At 67.5% G+C, this 16,136-nt stretch carries 16 protein-coding genes and 1 pseudogene; 9 read left to right on the top strand and 8 right to left on the bottom strand.

The features are described 5' to 3' along the window. Positions 1-14: 14 nt before the first annotated feature. Genes araA through araB form a run of 3 tightly spaced genes read right to left on the bottom strand, consistent with a single transcriptional unit; the run spans position 15 to position 3,876 of the window. Positions 15-1,562 carry an L-arabinose isomerase gene (araA, locus tag DAETH_RS20785; protein WP_264778528.1) on the bottom strand — a complete coding sequence of 516 codons (1,548 nt, stop codon included), beginning with the start codon at positions 1,560-1,562 and terminating at the stop codon, positions 15-17. Next, positions 1,559-2,230 carry an L-ribulose-5-phosphate 4-epimerase gene (locus tag DAETH_RS20780; RefSeq protein WP_264778527.1) on the bottom strand — a complete coding sequence of 224 codons (672 nt, stop codon included), beginning with the start codon at positions 2,228-2,230 and terminating at the stop codon, positions 1,559-1,561. The genes araA and DAETH_RS20780 overlap by 4 nt, the downstream gene beginning before the upstream one ends. Further along, entirely contained in the window at positions 2,230-3,876 is a 1,647-nt protein-coding gene (gene araB, locus DAETH_RS20775) for a ribulokinase (protein ID WP_264778526.1), read from the bottom strand. The genes DAETH_RS20780 and araB overlap by 1 nt, the downstream gene beginning before the upstream one ends. Before the next feature lie 248 nt (positions 3,877-4,124). Between araB and DAETH_RS20770 the strand changes: the two genes are divergently transcribed. The 8 genes from DAETH_RS20770 to DAETH_RS20735 all read left to right on the top strand — a co-directional run bounded on the left by DAETH_RS20770 (position 4,125) and on the right by DAETH_RS20735 (position 11,413). After that, complete coding sequence (locus tag DAETH_RS20770; protein ID WP_264778525.1) at positions 4,125-5,660, top strand: alpha-N-arabinofuranosidase; 1,536 nt, start codon at positions 4,125-4,127, stop codon at positions 5,658-5,660. Positions 5,661-5,841: 181 nt separating this feature from the next. Next, positions 5,842-6,738, top strand: coding sequence for an extracellular solute-binding protein (locus DAETH_RS20765; protein ID WP_264778524.1), 897 nt, complete (start codon positions 5,842-5,844; stop codon positions 6,736-6,738). After that, positions 6,657-7,145, top strand: coding sequence for a type 2 periplasmic-binding domain-containing protein (locus tag DAETH_RS20760; RefSeq protein ID WP_264778523.1), 489 nt, complete (start codon positions 6,657-6,659; stop codon positions 7,143-7,145). The genes DAETH_RS20765 and DAETH_RS20760 overlap by 82 nt, the downstream gene beginning before the upstream one ends. Before the next feature lie 76 nt (positions 7,146-7,221). Beyond that, the gene (locus DAETH_RS20755) at positions 7,222-8,130 is read left to right on the top strand and encodes a carbohydrate ABC transporter permease (protein WP_264778522.1); all 909 of its coding nucleotides are present in this window, start codon (positions 7,222-7,224) and stop codon (positions 8,128-8,130) included. Then, entirely contained in the window at positions 8,127-8,996 is an 870-nt protein-coding gene (locus DAETH_RS20750) for a carbohydrate ABC transporter permease (RefSeq protein ID WP_264778521.1), read from the top strand. Before DAETH_RS20755 ends, DAETH_RS20750 begins: the two co-directional genes overlap by 4 nt. 238 nt (positions 8,997-9,234) lie before the next feature. Further along, on the top strand, positions 9,235-10,257 hold the full coding sequence (locus DAETH_RS20745; RefSeq protein WP_264778520.1) for a LacI family DNA-binding transcriptional regulator: 1,023 nt from the start codon (positions 9,235-9,237) through the stop codon (positions 10,255-10,257). Between the two features lie 266 nt (positions 10,258-10,523). Continuing rightward, positions 10,524-10,877 carry a hypothetical protein gene (locus DAETH_RS20740; RefSeq protein WP_264778519.1) on the top strand — a complete coding sequence of 118 codons (354 nt, stop codon included), beginning with the start codon at positions 10,524-10,526 and terminating at the stop codon, positions 10,875-10,877. Positions 10,878-10,909: 32 nt separating this feature from the next. Continuing rightward, positions 10,910-11,413: a response regulator gene (locus tag DAETH_RS20735; protein WP_264778518.1), complete on the top strand. Its 504-nt coding sequence runs from the start codon at positions 10,910-10,912 to the stop codon at positions 11,411-11,413. A gap of 366 nt (positions 11,414-11,779) precedes the next feature. Here the strand turns inward: DAETH_RS20735 and DAETH_RS20730 are convergent, their stop codons facing one another. Next, positions 11,780-12,856, bottom strand: coding sequence for a helix-hairpin-helix domain-containing protein (locus tag DAETH_RS20730; protein WP_264778517.1), 1,077 nt, complete (start codon positions 12,854-12,856; stop codon positions 11,780-11,782). Here DAETH_RS20730 and DAETH_RS20725 point away from each other — a divergent pair. Beyond that, positions 12,755-13,284: pseudogene (locus tag DAETH_RS20725) on the top strand (IS6 family transposase). The gene DAETH_RS20730 and the pseudogene DAETH_RS20725 overlap by 102 nt on opposite strands. 56 nt (positions 13,285-13,340) lie before the next feature. On the opposite strand, the gene DAETH_RS20720 reads toward DAETH_RS20725, so the two are convergent. The 4 genes from DAETH_RS20720 to DAETH_RS20705 all read right to left on the bottom strand — a co-directional run bounded on the left by DAETH_RS20720 (position 13,341) and on the right by DAETH_RS20705 (position 15,845). Next, positions 13,341-13,736, bottom strand: coding sequence for a WGxxGxxG family protein (locus tag DAETH_RS20720; RefSeq protein WP_264778516.1), 396 nt, complete (start codon positions 13,734-13,736; stop codon positions 13,341-13,343). A 565-nt stretch (positions 13,737-14,301) separates the two neighbouring features. Beyond that, the gene (locus DAETH_RS20715; protein WP_264778515.1) at positions 14,302-14,451 is read right to left on the bottom strand and encodes a hypothetical protein; all 150 of its coding nucleotides are present in this window, start codon (positions 14,449-14,451) and stop codon (positions 14,302-14,304) included. Between the two features lie 42 nt (positions 14,452-14,493). Continuing rightward, positions 14,494-15,300, bottom strand: a complete 807-nt coding sequence (locus DAETH_RS20710) for a hypothetical protein (protein WP_264778514.1) — start codon at positions 15,298-15,300, stop codon at positions 14,494-14,496. A gap of 314 nt (positions 15,301-15,614) precedes the next feature. Then, entirely contained in the window at positions 15,615-15,845 is a 231-nt protein-coding gene (locus DAETH_RS20705) for a hypothetical protein (RefSeq protein WP_264778513.1), read from the bottom strand. Positions 15,846-16,136 lie beyond the last annotated feature (291 nt).

Here is a 16,136-nt window from a genome sequence, read left to right as displayed (position 1 = left end):
TCCCGGCTTCCCCCTCATGCCCTCAGCCCCTGCGCGAGGACGTAGTACAGGTCGTTCAGACGCAGCGCCTCGCGGAAGGCCCGCAGCCGAGTGTTCTCGTCGATCACCACCAGCTCCACCCCGGCGATGGCTGCGAAGTCCTCGATCATCTCCGTCGTTACCGCGTAGCTGTATCCAGTGTGGTGCGCGCCCCCTGCATAAATCCACCCTGCACAGGCCGTCTTGAAGTCCGGCTCGCACTCCCACACCGCCCGCGCGACCGGCAACTTCGGCAGCTCCGGGTGATCCACCGCCTCCACCTCGTTCACAATGAAGCGGAAGCGGCTGCCCAGGTCCACCAGCGAGACGTTGATCGCCCGGCCCTGCTGCGCGTCGAACACCAGCCGCACCGGGTCCTCCTTCCCGCCGATACCGAGGGGATGGACCTCCAGCCGGGGTTTGCCTGTGGCGATGGTGGGGCAGACCTCCAGCATGTGCGCGCCCAGCACCTGATGGTTGCCCGGTTCCAGGTGGTAGGTGTAGTCCTCCATGAAGGAGGTGCCGCCTTCCAGTCCCTGCGCCATCACCTTCATCGCGCGCACCAGGGCCGCCGTCTTCCAGTCGCCCTCACCGCCGAAGCCGTAACCATCGGCCATCAGCCGCTGGGTGGCGAGACCGGGAAGCTGCTTCAGGCCGTGCAGGTCCTGGAAGTTGTCGGTGAAGCCCTTGAAGCCGCCTTCCTCCAGAAGGGAGCGCAGGCCGAGTTCGATACGGGCGCCGTCTCGCAGAGAAGCGTGGCGCTCACCACCGGGCTGCAATTCGGGCCCGACCTCGTACTCGCTCAGATAGGTCTGGATCAGCGCGTCCACCTGCGCCTCAGTCGCCGCGTTCACCCGCTCGGCCAGGTCGCCCACCGGGAAGGCGTTGACCGCGAAGCCGAAGCGCATCTCGGCGCTCACCTTGTCGCCCTCGGTCACGGCCACGTCACGCATGTTGTCGCCGAAGCGGGCAAAGCGGGCCCCCTGGAGGTCGTGCCAGGCCCAAGCGGCACGCGCCCACGCACCCAACCTGGAATGCACCTCCGGGTCGGACCAGTGGCCCACCACCACCTTGCGTTCCAGTCGCAGCCGGGTATGCAGGAAGCCCGCCTCCCGGTCCCCGTGGGCGGACTGGTTGAGATTCATGTAATCCATGTCCAGGCTGTCCCAGGGCAGTTCCCGGTCGAACTGGGTGTGCAGGTGGGCGAAGGGCTTCTTGAGCGTGCTCAGCCCGCCGATCCACATCTTCGACGGCGAGAAGGTGTGCATCCAGAGGATCAGCCCGGCGCACCGGGGGTCGCTGTCCGCTTCGCGGCACAGGCGGCGAATCTCCTCGGGGGTGGTCAGCACGCCCTTGGTCACGACTTCGAGCGGGATGGAGGGGCTCTCGTTCAGCGCATTCCCGATCACCCCGGCATGGGCCGCCACCTGTTCGAGGGCTTCAGGCCCGTAGAGGTGCTGTGAACCGCAGACGAACCACACCTCCGCCGGGGCGAGGTGGACGGGCGCCTTGGCCTGGGGGACAGTCTGGGTGAGCGTCGTCATGCGGGTCCTTTCGCGGGTGTGCCGGACCTCTGCCCGTACACGCCCTGGTAGCGGTCGTAGAGCCTGTCGATGTGTTCCTGAGCGATGAGTTGGACGGCCCCGAGCTGGAAGGCGAGGAAGACGGTGCGCGCCACGTCCTCACACATCACGGCGGCCTTGAGGGCGGCTCCCGGCGTCTTGCCGACCGTGAAGACTCCGTGGTTTTGCAGGATGATCGCGGGCGAGCGGTGCCCGCGCAGCACCCGCACGACCTCCGCGCCGATCTCCTCGCCGCCGATGAGCGCGAAGCCGCCGCAGGGGATCGGCCCGCCGAACTCGTCGGCCATCGCGGTCAGGATGCAGGGAATCTCGCGGGCGTTGGCGGCCCAGGCGGTCGCGTAGGGGCTGTGGGTGTGGACGATGCCGCCGACCTCCGGCAGGTGGCGGTAGATGTAGGCGTGGGTGGCGGTGTCCGACGAGGGGCTGAAGTCGCCCTCCACCACGTTCGCCTCCATATCGGTGACGACCATGCTCTGGGGCGTCAGGTCCTCGAAGGTGACGCCGCTGGGCTTGATGACCATGTGCTCCCCGGCGCGGGCGCTGATGTTGCCGCTCGTCCAGGTGACCAGGCCGTTTTTCGGCAGTGCCAGGTGCAGCCGGGTGAGGTCCGCTCGCAGGTCCTCGTACATCAGTCCGCCCTCCTCATCGCTTTCAGGCGGTGCATGACCTCGTTCGCGCCGCGTCCGAAGTAGTCATGCAGGCTGACGTATTCACCGTAGAGCCTGTCGTAGGTGCGCTGGTTTTTCGCGTCCGGCACAAAGGCCTCCCGCCGCACCTTGCCCATGCACTTCGCCGCGGCAAAGATGTCTGGGTACTCGCCCGCTGCCACCGCCGCGTGCATCGCGCTTCCCACCGCCGGACCCTGCTCCACGTCGAGAACGCTCAGCGGGCGGCCTGTCACGTCCGCGTAAATCTGCATGAGCATCCGGTTGCGCTTGAGGCCGCCGGAGATGACGATTTCGTTCACGGGCACACCGCTCCCCTCGAAGTTCTCGACGATCACACGGGTCCCGTAAGCCGTCGCCTCGATCAGGGCGCGGTAGATGTCGGGCGCGCGGGTGCCCAGCGTCAGCCCCAGAATCATGCCACTGAGGTTCGCGTCTACCAGCACGCTGCGGTTGCCGTTGATCCAGTCGAGCGCCACCAGGCCGTGTTCGCCGGGCGCTTGAGTGGACGCTTCCCGCTCCAGCAGAGCGTGGAGGTTAATCCCCTCCCGTTTCGCCTGCTCGTGGTACTCGGGCGGCACGCCGTTCTTCACAAACCAGGCGAAGATGTCACCTACGCCGCTCTGCCCCGCCTCGTAGCCGTACAGGCCCGGCACGACCCCGCCCGGCACGACCCCGCACATGCCCGGCACCTCGCGCAAGGTGTCCCCGAGGAGGACATGGCAGGTCGAGGTGCCCATAATCGCCACCAGCCGCCCCGGCTCCGTGACTCCGGCGGCGGGCAGGGTGACGTGCGCGTCCACGTTGGCGACGGCGATGGCGGTCCCGGGCTTCAGGCCCGTCCACCCGGCGGCCCGCGGAGTAAGTTCCCCGGCCTTGCCTCCGAGGGGTGCCAGGTCCTCCTTCATCCGCGTCTGAACCACATCCGCGAAGTCCGGGTGCAGTTCCGCGAAGTAGCCCTGGTCCGGGAAGTGCCCGTCCTGGTGGATCGCCTTGTACCCCGCCGTGCAGGCGTTGCGCGTCTCCACGCCCGTCAGTTGCCACACCACCCAGTCGGCGGCCTCAATCAGCCGTTCACTGGCCCCGTACATCTCCGGGTCCTCCTCCAGAATCTGGAGCGCCTTGGCGAAGAACCACTCCGAGGACTGCTTGCCGCCGTAGCGGGGCAGCCAGAACTCGCCGCGCCCCTCGGCCAGCGCGTTGATGCGGTCGGCCTGGGGCTGTGAGGCGTGGTGCTTCCAGAGCTTCACCCAGGCGTGCGGGCGGCGCGCGTACTCGGGGAGGAAGCATAGCGGTGTGCCGTCCGCCGTGGTCGGCATCATCGTACAGGCGGTGAAGTCGATGCCGATGCCGATTACGTCGTCTGGGAAGACGCCGGACGCCTTCAGCGCGGCGGGCACGGCCTGCTGGAACACGTCCAGGTAGTCCTGGGGGTGTTGCAGGGCCCATTCCTTGCCCAGTTTCTCTTCGGTGGGCAGGGTGCGGTCCATCACGACGTGGGCGTAGGGCGTCACGCCTTCGCCCAGCACTGCGCCGTCGGAGACGCGGACGATCACGGCGCGGCCCGACTCGCTGCCGAAATCGACGCCGACCGCATAACGCTCAGCCATGTCGGGCCTCCGGGAGGGGAAAAACAGATGACAAGGGATGCCTCCGTGGCGTCCGGGCGGGGGCACCACCTCGGGGACGCCGGGGAGGAGGTGGCGAGGCAGGAAGTGGGGGCGGGCTTGACTGTGAACGATCACATCGTATGCTGGGGGGGTCAGCCTGTCAACGCTCGCCCCGGCGGAGGGTTCCGCCGCACGCTCCCGTGCGACCTCGCGGAGTTCACGCCTTCCCCCGCCCGAAAGGACGCCCCGTGGACCAGAACCGTGCGACCGTCTCCCTCAATACCCAGCGCACCATCGCCGAAATCTCCCCGCTGATCTTCGGGGGCTTTGCCGAGCACATGGGCCGCTGCATCTACGAGGGCATCTACGACCCTGGCTCACCCCTGGCCGATGAGAACGGCATCCGGCAAGATGTGGTGGCTGCGCTGAGGGAGACCAATTACCGCATCATGCGTTACCCGGGCGGGAACTTCGTGTCGGGCTACCGCTGGACGGACGGCATCGGGCCGAAGGAACAGCGCCCCCGCCGCCGCGCCCTGGCCTGGCGCTCCATTGAGACCAACCAGTTCGGCCCGCACGAGTTCATGGAGTTCGCCCGGGAGATTGGCACCGAGCCTATGTGGGCGGTCAACCTGGGCACGGGCACGATTCAGGAGGCCGCCGACCTCGTCGAGTACCTGAACCTGCCCACCGGCACGCTCTACAGCGATCTGCGCGCCAAAAACGGCCACCCCGAGCCCTACGGCGTGAAGTACTGGTGCCTGGGCAACGAGATGGACGGTCCCTGGCAGATCGGCCAGATGGACGCGGCGACCTATGCCGAGAAGGCCGTGCAGGCTGCCAAGTTGATGCGCTGGATGGACCCCACGATCCAGACCATCGCCTGTGGCTCGTCCGCGACCGCCATGCCCGGCTACCCCGACTGGGACATGACGGTGCTGGGCCATGCCTACGACCACATCGACTACTTCTCGATGCACCACTACGCGGCCAACCCCTACCCGACCATCTCGAACACCGAGAGATTGCCGGTGGACACCGACTCCTACCTGGCGAGCAGCCTCCACTTTGAGGAACACGCCGACACGCTCGGCGCCGCCATTCGCGTGGCGAAGGCGAAGAAGCGTTCCAAAAAGAATGTCCACCTCTGCTGGGACGAGTGGAACGTCTGGTACCGCGCCAAGGGCGGGGACGGCGAGTGGAGCGAGGCCCCGCACATCCTGGAGGAGGAGTACAACCTGGAGGACGCCCTCGTGGTGGCGACCTGGCTGAACACCTTCCTGCGCAAGGCCGACATCGTGAAGATAGCCTGCATCGCGCAGATCGTGAACGTGATCGCGCCGATCATGACCCGCAAGGACGGGATGTTCAAGCAGACCATCTTCTACCCGCTGACGATCTTCAGCAACCACGCGAGCGGGTACGCGCTGGACGCGCTGGTCAAGGCGCCGCTGCGGGCAACCAAGCGCTACGGCGACGTCCCCCAGCTCGACGCCTCCGCCAGCTTCGATCCGGCTACCGGTAAGGGCGGGGTGTTCTTGGTAAACCGCTCGCAAACCCAGCCGCTGACCCTGCACCTCTGCTGGGAGGACGAGGCGCCGCAGAGCGTGACGCGCGCCTGGCAGATGCACGGCGAGGACCCCTTCGCGGGCAACTCCTTCGAGCAGCCGGACAACGTGGTGCCCTACGAGTTCACCCCTCCCCACATGGAGGGCCGCGCCGTCACGCTGGAATTGCCGCCCCTATCCTTCACCGCCCTGCTGACTCAGCACACGCGGGGCTGAAGGGTCCCCGATGGCTTGACAGAACTTCACAGGATGTTTAAGCTGTGATCGTTCACATCAACAACCCAGATCGGCCTGACGGTTCGCCTCGCGCTCTGCCCCTGCCGGTTCTCCGGCTGCGTTCGCCGCTTCCCGCGCTCCGCGCCCGGCCCCTCGCACGTCGCTCCCCCTGGAGGAATGTATGCGTCACAGGATGATCACCCTCGGCCTCACGGTGTCCGCTGCTCTCGCCAGCGCCGCCCACGCGCAGACCAAGATCGTGTTCTGGGACTTCTTCGGGGGCGGCGACGGCGCCCGCATGAAGCAGATCGTGGACACCTTCAACAGCTCGCAGAAGGACATCGTGGTGCAGCGCACGACGCAGACGTGGGGGAATCCCTTCTACACCAAGGTGCATACCGGTGTAGTCTCCGGCCAGGTGCCCGACGTGATGACCTATCACCTGTCGCACCTGCCTGCGGGCCTGCAAGGCAAGGACCTGCGTCCCCTCACGGCGGCTGAGCTGGCTCAGGGAGGCCTGAAGCCCGCCGACTTCCAGGCGAACCTGGTGAACACCATGACCGGGGACGCCAAGGTGCAGTCCGGGCAGGCGGGCTGGTACGCGGTCCCGCTCGACACGCACACCTTCGTGCTGTACCTCAACAAGGACCTGCTGAAGAAGGCGGGTGTGCTGGGCGCCAATGGTCAGCTCACGGGCGTGAACAGCGTCGCGGGCATGACGGCCATGCTGCGCCAGATCAAGGCCAAAACCGGCGTGACACCCCTGGGCCTGAGCACCAACCAAGACCCCGCCAACGTCTGGCGGCTGTGGTACACCCTGTTCCTGCAACAGGGCGGGACGCTGGTGCGGAACGGCAAGCTCGACCTGACGGACCTCGACACCAAGGGCAAGGTGGCCCTTCAGGTCATGGCGGACTGGGCCAAGGAGGGCCTGATCCCCAAGAACACCCAGTACCGGCGAACGTGGCCCTGTTCACCTCCGGACGCACCGCGATCATGGCGAATGGCAACTGGGAGGTGCCCACCCTGGTGGACGCCAAGGCCAAGGGCACCCTCAAGTTCGACTACGGCGTGGTGAGCTTCCCCAAGCTGTACGCCAACCAGAAGACCTGGGCTGACTCGCACATGCTGGCGATCCCCGCCAACGCCAAGGGCCAGCTCAGCCCGGAGAAACTCAAGGCCGTGATGACCTTTGTCGGGTACGTGCAGAAGCAGGGCGGCCTGACCTGGGCAGGTGGCGGTCACATCCCCGCTTACCTGCCCACCCAAAGCAGCGCGGCCTTCAAGGCCCTCCAGCCCAACGTGCAGTACAGCGCGACCTCGGCCAGGGACGCGACCCTGGAGCCCACCCTGCCCATCTTCGGTGTGGGCGGCCCGGTGTACGACGCGGTCGGCAACAACTTCACGCCCGTGCTGCTGGGGCAGATCAGCGTTGACCAGGCCATGAGTAAGTTCAAAACGGCCCTCCAGAACTTCAACAAGTAAGGGGGGAAGGGGGAAGGCGGCCGTGGCCTTCCCCCTTTGCGTTTCCCAGCCCCACGGGAAAGGAGAACCCGGCGTCATGCTCGAAACCGTTTCCAAACCGGGGCGTCTGGCTAGCCAGGAAAAGCAGGTCCAGCTCCGCAGGCGGGGCGTCACGGCCCTCCTGATGGTCGCGCCGTTCGTCCTGCTCTACCTGGTGTTCCTGATCTACCCCTCCCTGCGGGTGTTGCAACTGAGCCTCACCAACGCCGACCTCACCGGGCAGGGGGAGTACGTGGGGCTGAGCAACTACGCGCGGCTGTTGCGCGAGCCCACCTTCTGGACGGCGCTCCTGAACACGCTGTACTTCATCCTGCTGACGGTCGTGCCCAACACGCTCGTCGGTTTGGGGCTGGCCCTGCTGGTGACGAGATTGAACCGGCTCAAGGGGCTGGTGCTCGCCTGCTTCTTCCTGCCCTACGTTCTGCCGGTCAGCGTGGTCACCAACATCTGGAACTGGGTGCTGGACTCGAACTTCGGGATCGTGAACACCATGACCCACAGCACCGTCGCGTGGTTCCAGGACCCGGTGTGGGCCATGCCCGCCGTCGCGTTCGTGACGATCTGGTGGACGGTGGGCTTCAACATCCTGCTGTTCATCGCCGGGCTTCAGAACATCCCCCCGGAGATCTACGAGGCCGCCGCGCTCGACGGGGCGTCGGGCTTCCGGCTGTTCCGCTCGATCACCTGGCCCAACCTCTGGCCGGTGACCAGCCTCGTGCTGCTGCTGCAACTCATCGCCCAGTTCAAGATCTTCGATCAGGTCTACCTGCTCACGGCGGGCGGCCCCTTCGACAAGACGCTCGTGCTGCTCCTGTACTCCTACCGCGAGGGCTTCCAGCAGCAGCACGGCGGCTACGCCTCGACCATCGGCGTGGTGCTGATGGTGGTCATCCTGGCCGCCTCGCTGCTCCAGTCGAGGGTGCTGGGCCGGGGAGAACGCGCATGACGACCACCGTTCCACGCGCCGCGCGCACCGCCTCGTCCTCCGTCCGGCTGGCCCGGCTGTGGGGCGGGGTCGTGACCGCGCTCACCGTCCTGCTGGCCGCGCTGTGGGTCTTCCCGCTGTACTGGGCGGCCATCACGTCTCTGAAAGCCGACAACGACACCATCGCCAACCCGCCGACCTTCTGGCCGAAGCCCTTCGATTTCAGCAGCTACACCTATATCCTCCAGAACAGCCCGCTGGTGCGCTGGTACGCCAACTCCATCCTGACCTCGCTGGCGATCACGGTGCTCGTGCTGCTGCTCTCGCTGCTGTGCGCCTACGCCCTCTCGCAGATCGACTTCCGGGGGAGGAAGTGGCTGTACGTGCTGGTGCTGGTGGGGTTCATGATTCCCTTCCAGGCGAGCCTGATTCCGCTGTTCATCCTGATCAACAAGATGGGGCTAGTAAACAACTTCGCTGGGCTGATCCTGCCGCAGCTCGCCGCCCCCCTCGCGGTGGTGATCTACAAGCAGTTCTTCGACCAGATTCCCCACGAACTCGGCGACGCCGCGCGCATCGACGGGGCGGGCGAGTGGCGGGTGCTGTTCAGCATCTTCCTGCCGTTGAACTGGAGCATTACCGTGGCGCTCGCCATCGTGACCTTTATCGCGGCCTGGAACAACTTCCTGTGGCCCTTCATCGTGCTGAACGACCCGCCTAAACTCACCATCCCGGTCGGCATCACCCAGGTGCAGTCGGCCTACGGGGTGGCCTACGCCAAGACGATGGCGACGGCCGTCACAGCGGCCCTGCCCACCGTGATCGCCTACCTGATCTTCCAGCGCCGGGTAACCGAGGGAGTCATGGCGACCGCCGGACTGAAGTAACCCGGGAGTAACCCGGGGGGTGCAGGGGGGGCAGAACGACCGGGTGACCGCGTTCTGCCCCCCTCCTTGAACGGGAGTTGAGGCACGGCGCCCGGGCCCTCCGCCGCAGGTAGGATGACGGGTCGCCCGAACCCGGACCGTGACACCCCCACATGCGCCGTGACAGAGCCCCCCTGAACTCCCCCCACCCCACCCTCCACCCCCGCTGGACGCCCCGAAGCAGCGTGAGAGGACGAGCATGTCGAAGGTAGTCCCCCGCAACGCCACCATTCACGACGTCGCCAAACGGGCGGGCGTCTCCTATCAGACGGTCTCCCGGGTCATCAACAACCACGTCAGCGTGGCACCCGCCACCCGCCAACGGGTGCTCCACGCCATCGAGGAACTGAAGTACAAGCCCAGCCTGATCGCCAAGGGGTTGGTGACGCGCCGCTCGCACCTCATCGGCATCGTCGCCTCCGCGACCGACCAGTACGGCCCGGCCCAGATCGTCCAGCATGTCGAGCAGTCGGCCCGCCTCTGCGGGTACGACAGCATGCTCACCACGCTACGCCGTTTCGAGGCGGCGGAGATGGTGCAGGCCGTCGCCCGCCTCCAGCAGTTCGGGGTGGACGGCCTGGTGCTGCTGACCCCCTATGACGCGCACGAGGTCGTGCCGGTGATCGGCGCGCAGGTGCCGTTCATCCTGATTGACGCGACCACCGAGGTGGACGGTCCCAGCGTGAGCGTGGACCAGTTCGAGGGTGGGCGGATCGCCACCGAGCACCTGATCGAGCTGGGCCACCGCCAGATTCTGCACCTCGGCGGTCCAGTGGAGTGGAGCGACGCGGACCTGCGCTACCGAGGGTACTGCGCCGCCCTCGCGGCACACCGCCTGCCCGAGCTTCCCCGGCTGAACGGGGACTGGAGTGCGCAGAGCGGTTTCAACGTGCTTGAAGCGGCGCTCGCGGGCGGCCTGACCTTCACGGCGGTCTTTGCGGGGAACGACCAGATGGCGCTGGGCGCGATGTCCGCCCTCGCGCGGGCAGGGCGGCGGGTGCCGGAGGACGTCTCGGTGGTCGGCTTCGACGGCACGCCCGAATCGGCCTTCTACCAGCCGCCGCTCACCACGGTCCAGCAGAATTTCGCCCAGCTCGGGCGCAAGAGCCTGGAGGAACTGATCCGGCGGATTCAGGGCCAGCGGCTGGGGGCGTCGCATCACGTCTTTCAACCGCACCTCCTCGTGCGGGCCACCACGGTGCCTCCCGGCCCCCGAGCCTGAGACAGCCGTCAACCGGGCCCAGTGTCGGGGGAAGCCCCACCGTGAGGCGCAACACAGGAAGGCCCCTAGCCTTCATGAAGTTCGGCGGGACGGCCTACGGGATGAACGTGTAGCGCGGCCCACCGCCCAGCCCCTCCACGGGGAGAGCCGCTTAGGACATCCTGGCCGCCCGAGGACGCCAACGCCTCCGGGCGCGGGAGCGCCCTGTGCCAAGCCCGAGCGGCGCTCCAGTCGACCGCCCTGCACCCGGGGATTGAGGACTGACGGTGCTCTGGCACCAGGAATGTGATGTTCCGCCGGTCGTCGGGGCCTCGTTCGTGCCAGTCGAGGGACTCCCCGAGCAGGAGGAGCCGCAGAACCATGCCACGGCGTTCGGCCTGGCCCACGTCGAGCTGGCGGGAGGCGAGGAGCAAGGGTCCCAGGCGGTCGTCCACCTCTTCCATCCCGAGGCTTTCGACGCCCCGCATTGGGCAGTGCTCGGATACTGCGTTCGCAAAACATCCTACGAGACGGCCCACGCCTTCCGCTTCAACCAGGCCGAGGAGGCGCGGGCAGATGCCCGGGGCTTGACGGAGGCGATCCTCTCCGTGCTGGAGGAAGGCGCTGGACTGCGCCGTTGAGTCTGCATCCCACGGGTAGGAATACAGCGGACGTGTCCTTTTTCACACGTCAAGGTATTCTGAAGCGCGAGGGGCGCCACCGGGCGCCCTGCTTCCTGAAAGGAGTCCGCCTGTCCAGGCACCTGCTGATCGTCGAGGACAACGCACACGACGTCGAGCTGGCGTGCGCGGCGCTGGAACTCAGCAACGTGCAGTGTAAGGTCAGCGTGGCGCGCGACGGGGCCGAGGCGCTGGACTTCCTCTCCCGCCGCGGAGCCTACGCCGGGCGCCCGGCGGGACAACCGGACCTGATTCTGCTCGACCTGAACATGCCCCGGGTGAACGGCCACCAGGTGTTGTGCGCCATCAAGGGGGACGCCGCGCTCCGGGAGGTGCCGGTGGTGATCTTCACCACCTCGAACCTGTCCCAGGACCGCGAGGCGTGCCTGGCCTGCGGCGCGGACGACTACCTGCTCAAGCCCGAGGGGTTCGCCGAGTTCGTCACCACCATCAACCAGCTTGGTCGGCGCTGGCTCACCGCCGACCGCTGCGCCTGAGCGGTGAAGGCCTCTTCCTTGGGTTTGCATCCCACCTTGATGCTGGGGTTTTAAGGTTGGGGTGTCCCACACAACTGGCCGGGTGAAGTCGGTCCCTTTGCTCCTGGGCGCCGTGTAGGCCCCGGGGCTTACTTCTTGGCCTTTGGGTGCGCCCGTGCGTGTGAGCGACCCGGCCTCCAGGTGGGTTGACGGCGCTGATCCCCGTGGTCCAGGCTGGGGCACCAGGGCCAGGGGCCGCCGAGAGACGTGGCCCACGCAGGGGGCTCAGCCGCCCGGAAGTCGGGTGCCCGGCGGCCACTGGACGGGCAGGGGTGCGCGGCCGAGTAGACGCGGAATGCCCCTGCCCCCCGCATGAGGCGGGCCCGCTTAATCGGCCGCCTGCCGCACGTGGCTGAGCGGCAGTTCCGACAGCCGCAGGACCCGCAGGGTCACCGCCCGGCCCCGCACCGTCGCCTCCCCGCACACGATCAGCGCCTGGGCATCGCGCAGCAGGACCCGGTGCGCCTCCCACAGGTCCGGGGAGATGACGGCCTGGGCTCGCGAGGCGCCGTCCTCCAAGACATAGAAGGCGAAGCCCCCGGCCGTAGGCGGTTTCTGCCTCGCCACGATCAGCCCCGCCGTCCAGGCCTGCTCCCCGTGCCGCAGCGCTTCCGGCGGCTTGCACCCCACGTCCCGCAGCCGGGTGCGGTGGGCGTCCAGGGGGTGCCGTCCCGACTCCGAGACCCCCTTGGTCTCCAGGTCCAGCCACAAGGTTTCGTCCGCGCAGAGGTCGGGCAGGTCCGGGGCCTGAACCTGGGGACCGAGCAGGGCACGGGTGCCTGGCTTCCGCGCGTGGGCGACGGTCTGCAAGGCGTAGAAGACCTGGAGGCGGTTCGGTCGCGGACCCTGGACGTCAAACGCCCCGGCCTTCACCAGCGTCTCCAACGTGTCCCGGCTCAGATCGACCCGGTCGTAGAAGTCCTCAACGCCCACGAACTTCCCCCCGGTCAGGCGTTCCTGCACGATCCCCCGCGCCGCGTCGGGGCTCAGCCCGTCCACCGCTGTCAGTGGGGCACGGACAACTTGCGCCGATTCGGCCCGGTAGCTGATCCCACTCCGGTTGATGCACATGGGGGCGAGCTTCACTCCCCAGCGCCGCGCCTCGTGACCCAGGGTGCTCGCGGGCCACATCCCCGGCGCTTCAGCGAGCACGCCCGCCAGGAACGCTGCCGGGTGGTGCTGGCGCATCCAGGCGGAGGCGGAGGCGTGCTGCGCGAACGCATGGGCGTGGGTTCTGGCAACTAAACGCCGGTAGGGTGGTGAGCGGTGACTGACCGGAAGCCCTACCGCCACCGTTTTCCCCTGAGCGTCATCGGCGACGCTCTGCGGCTCTCTCACCGCTTCCCCCTCAGCCAGCGGGACGTGCAGGAACTGCTTCACGAGCGCGGGGTTCAGGTCAGCCATGAGACCTTGCGACAGTGGAACATCCCATTCGCGCCGCTCCTCACCGAGGAACTGCGCCACCGAGAATCCCAGCGGGGTTCTCGGTGGCCTCTGGACGAGGTGTGCGTCAAGGTCGGTGGGGTAGGGCATGGGTTGTGGCGGGCGGTCAACGAACACACAGACGTGCTGGACATCCTGCTTCAGGAACACCGCGACACCGAGGCAGCCAAGTCCGCCCGCTGCAACAACCTCGTGGAACAATCGCATCGCAGGGCACGACAGCAGGAACGGAGCCAACTCGGCTTCGAACACAGGAATTCCTCGCGCTGCACGCCCGAATCTCGAACCTTCACCGCCAGACCCGAACGACCGTCCCCGCTGCCCTCCGACGAAGCAACCAGACCGCAGCACTGCTCCTCTGGAGCGAGGCGATTCAGCAGGCGGCTTGATTCTCAAGCCGCCTGCTGAGCTACTCCGCTTCGCTGAGGTTAAGTTGCCAGAACTGTCAATGGCGTGCGCCGTCCACCGGCCCGCCCAGCTTGACCTCCCGCCGCGCACCACCGCTGCGGCCCGCCAGACCCGCCAGACCGATCAGGCCGAGCAGTCCCCAGGGGAAACGGTTGTCCTCCTCGGCCCTAACGACAACGGCGTTCCCCGCCACGGTGTCGTCTTCATTCCCCGGGATGCCGTCGTTCTCGGCCGGCGTGGTGGTCGCGTTGTTCTCGATGCGGTCGGGATCGGTCAACACCCCACCCTCGTTGCCGGGGACGTTGTCACTCTCCGCTGGCGTGGTGACGGCGTTGTTCTCGACGTTGGGGGTCGCGTCCGTCTGAGCGGTTGCCGTCACCGGCAGGGAGACCAGGGCCAGGGTGAGAGCGATCTTCTGGATTCTGGAATTCATAGGTCCTCCTGGGGTGCCTCTCAAGACTCAGGGGCGCAATGGGGCAGACTTCCAGCGCCCTCTGCTTGAGAGGGTACGTGGAGAAGCTGTGGCCTCCCTGTCCCGAAGCTGAGGGGGGGCTGAGGCGAGGCGACCCGTCGAAGTGCTCCTCCACGGAGCGTTCGCAAGTGAACGTGCTGTTCCCCTGCGAACGCGACCCAGGATGAAGCGCACAAAGCCTGGAAGCCGGAGGAGTGCATGGCTGATCTACCGTAGTCGCGGGTGGGTCAGTCCAACGACGGTCAGAACGAGGCGTTGTTAAAGACGTTCAACCGTGCCCTGCAGGAGGAGGAGGATGGGAGGAACGGGCGCCACGCCTTTGCGGTCGCCAGGCAGGCGGGTGAGAAGGAGAAGGAACGGCGTGGACACGGAATGTAGCCCGCCCGCGTGGGGGAGCAGGGGCCACGCCAACGAAATGCCTTTCCAACCCTCAGCCGTGGCAAACGGACGGAGCGCCCTGCCGATTTCGGGAAGGTCAGGGCTTGTTCTGGTCGTAAACGCGCTGTTCATACCGAATCGAGACGAATCACCACACGGCGAGGAGCAAGATGGCGATGTTGACGGGGAGGAGGTCCGGGACCACTGGCGCGGCCCCAGTCGGGCCGCCGTCGCCGACCTGCTGCTGCTCAGGCGGCATGACGCCGGGCGGCTGGCGCGCGGGCAGGTGCTGCGCCACGAGCCGGGTCCTCGCTGACAGGCCGGGCCGGCGGCCCTGGGCTCAGCGCCCGTAACGCAGGTCCACGCGGGCCGCGTCGGTCGTCTCCGCCTCAAGTTCCACTGTCAGCCGCTCGTCGCCCCGCCCGAACTGGAAGGAAACTTCCCGGTCGTCCTCCCGAACCGTTCCGATCTCCACAAACCCCTGGGCCTTGAAGAAGGGCAGGTAGAAGTCCTTGAGCTGCTCCAGGGAGAAGTTACCGTAGAACTGCAGGCTGGCGACCCCATCCCGGTAACTGGTCACGTCGATCAGCACGTCCCCGGGCGGGGTCAGGATGACGCGCCCTCGCTCGACCTGCACCGTCTGGAGATCGACCGGGGCGGCATACACCCGCAGGAAGTCCGGGGCCTGGTCGACGAGCAGGCGCTCGGGGAGTTCTCCGTTGCGGAAGAGGTACAGCGCCCGGGTCACCCCCTGGTCGCCCCGCGTGATCCTCACCTCCATCAGGAGCTCGTTGCGGCGCAGCAGGGCCCGGGCCTGTCCGGGGTCGGGGTAGGCGCGGATGGTCAGCTCGAAGCCCTGACGCTGAAGTTGATTCACCGCGAAGGCCAGCGCCTCGCGGGGAGACAGGGTGCCACGGTACGCGACCAGCGCCCCGTGGGTTTCCGGGTTGTAGCGGGTGCCCAGGACGCGGACGCCCTGCGGGGCACTCAGGCGCAGGCGGGTCTCGCCGTCGTAGAGGTTGGTCAGGCCGCCCTGGTAGATCCCCCAGGGCAATTCGAAGGTCGTGCCGGAGAGCAGGCGCTCCCCGGTCGTCTGGGCGGCGACGGGCGCCAGCAGCAGCAGGGCGGCGAGGGGCAGGAAACGCATGGGGAAACCTCCGAGGTGGATGGCGGGAGGACGGCAGGTGGGAGAAGCTGGACCCTGGGCCGCGAGGCGGCGTCTCTTCCAGTCCGTCAGGAGCGGGGGACCCACACCGTTCCCCGAGAGCCGGACGCTGGTCTCCCATCTGCCGCCGGTCAGGGCGCAGGGGCGGATGACTGCACCAAGCCGCGCGGGCAATCGACCGTCCCTTCGGCCCCAAGAAAAACCTCCGGGAACCCGGGCGCGGGTGAGGCACGGAGCCCGGGTTCCCGTTGTCTCGCGGCCGTGGCCTCCGTCCGCTTCGACGACGTGGGGAAGCCTCAACCCTCCGAGTTCTCCGTGGTCTCGCTGGGTGGCGCGGTCGTCGGGTCGGGCCTGTCGCCTTCCGCCGTCCCGATGAACGGGGCAACGAGCGCCCCGAGGAACGACCGGTCCTCACCCTCCCGGGTATCGACGGGTGTGACGGGGGTCGCGGCGCCGCCCGTCTCCCGTTCGATTTGGTCGAGGGACTTGATCGGCTGGACGGAATTTAGGGGCTCGGTGTCGCTCATCTTCATGCTCCTGGGGGTGAGGTGGGGACGCTCCGTGGGGTGGCAAGGGAGTCGGTGTCCGGGGTGAGCCGGAATTTCCGGCTCCAGCGGTTCGCGGCAGCCGGGGCTCTGTCCTGTGGGGTGCGTGAGCAGCACGGGTCTCCTCTGACCGTTCAGGCTGTGGGCTCGGCCCGGGGAAGGTCGGGCACGAACCGAGCCCCGGCGACAGGTCCACCCGTTCCTGTCCGGCCGAACCCGGGGTGAGGGACGGTCACCCGTCGGGGAAAGGGCCACCCTTCTCGCAGCGCGCGA

The organism is Deinococcus aetherius (assembly GCF_025997855.1).
GTDB classification, from domain to species: Bacteria; Deinococcota; Deinococci; order Deinococcales; family Deinococcaceae; genus Deinococcus; species Deinococcus aetherius.
The sequence above is the reverse complement of the archived record's forward strand: the minus strand, read 5'-3'. Positions and strand labels throughout refer to the sequence as shown.